The 1,814-nt window shown below is 54.1% G+C and carries 1 protein-coding gene; it reads left to right on the top strand.

Annotated elements, in window-relative coordinates:
- The first annotated feature begins 113 nt into the window (after nt 1-113).
- Nucleotides 114-1,412 carry an IS110 family transposase gene (locus tag POTG_RS22455; RefSeq protein WP_009227147.1) on the top strand — a complete coding sequence of 433 codons (1,299 nt, stop codon included), beginning with the start codon at nt 114-116 and terminating at the stop codon, nt 1,410-1,412.
- Nucleotides 1,413-1,814 lie beyond the last annotated feature (402 nt).

The raw sequence follows: 1,814 nt of genomic DNA on the forward strand, positions 1-1,814 counted from the left end.
AGGAGCAATTCCTGTAGTGAATTAATTTGCGGTTTGAAATGAAAAAGCGCCTCCTGTATGCTGGGTCTCGGAATGTCGCACATTCACTGCCCTAAATGAGGAGGACGCTCTAGATGAAGCATAACCAATCCAGCAAACAAAATCAACGGATTTCGAGAATTTCTGAAACAACACTGGTCATCGGGACCGACATCGCGAAGCACAACCATGTCGCTCGGGCCTTCAACTATCGTGGCATTGAGCTTGGCACGCGTTGCCTGTTCCAGAACGACGAGAATGGCCTGCTGAACTTGTTGGCTTGGGCCGAATCCATCCAGCAAGAACATGGACTGACGGACGTACTACTTGGCGTAGAGCCAACCGGGCACTACTGGTTCCCGCTGTTTCACTTCCTGAAGCGGCGCGGCGTCGAAGTCGTTTTGGTGAATCCGCATCACGTCAAGAAAAGTAAGGAACTCGACGACAACTCGCCGACCAAGAACGACATCAAAGATGCGAAGGTCGTTGCCAAACTCGTCATCGACGGACGCTATACACAGCCGCAGCTGCCGGAAGGCGTTTACGCCGACCTGCGTGTGCTGATGAACCAGCGAGACCGTTTGTGCGGGGATTTGAACCGGGTGAAAGGAAGAATCCATAATTGGCTGGATCGCTTCTTTCCCGAATATAGACAAGTGTTCAAAGACTGGGAAGGCAAGGCCTCGCTTATTACGCTCACGCACCTTCCCCTGCCGCAAGACGTCGTCGCCGCCGGCGAAACAACGGTCGTGGCCATCTGGAAGAAGAACGGCGTGAAACGAGCGGTAGGCCCCAAGAGAGCGGAACTGCTCTATCGGAAAGCCCGAAAGTCCATCGGCCTCACGGAAGGCGCTACGGCGGCCAAGCATGAGCTAGCCATGTACTTGGAGCAGTACGCCATGCTGTGCAGGCAGATCGAAGAACTGATGGAGCATGTGGCGGCTCTGGTGGAGCAGATTCCGGGCGCCTGTCACATGATGAGCATTCCATGCATCGGCCTCGTTACGGTTGCAGGCTTCCTGGCGGAAGTCGGGGACTTGAGCGGCTACGATCATAGCCAGCAAATTGTCCGTCACGCCGGTCTCAGTCTGCGGGAAAACAGCTCCGGGCTCCACAAGGGGGAAACGACCATCAGCAAGCGAGGTCGCTGTCGCCTTCGGGCCCTGCTGTACCGAGCAGCGCTGACGATGGTTGCCAAGAACCCGGAGTTCCGCGCGCTGCACCTGTACTTTACGACGCGCCGGGATAACCCGCTGAAGAAGAAGCAGTCGATGATTGCGATCTCGAGCAAGCTCATTCGCGTCATGTTTGAGCTAGGCCGTAAACAGAAGGACTATGACGCCAGCAAAGTGCTCGGCCCCCATCGGGAGGCTCAATTGCAAACAGCAGCTTAATTCATTCACAGCTGGATAACTCACTCACGTTTTATCGCTTATACACATGTTGATCTTTGACAAACGAAGCACGGATAGGCTGGGAGGAATTCATTCCATTAGGGCGTCGACCCCGCAGAGGAGCTAACCTGGCCTCCACCCCTTGAAAGGTAGAACGAAGGAATGTAAGGGCATCGACCCAGGGAGATATGGGAGGGTAAACCGCAAGGGCTCATGTGGAGATCCATATGCGACCATACGGCTTTCAAAAAGCGGGGTGGTCCCCACCTCTATTCCCGCCAACAGGTCGATCCCAAATATTCGCTCCTCGTCAAATCCTATCCAAGGGGGCTTTGGATGTCAAAGAAGAAAACATGCGAAAAAGTGAGAAAAACGGAGAAACCATTAATTTATTGAGGGAGG

The organism is Paenibacillus sp. oral taxon 786 str. D14 (assembly GCF_000159955.1).
Taxonomy (GTDB): Bacteria; Bacillota; Bacilli; order Paenibacillales; family Paenibacillaceae; genus Fontibacillus; species Fontibacillus phoenicis.

Excerpts from the sequence above, each read along its gene's own strand:
- POTG_RS22455 (WP_009227147.1), top strand. The coding sequence starts at position 114 with ATGAAGCATAACCAATCCAGCAAACAAAATCAACGGATTTCGAGAATT.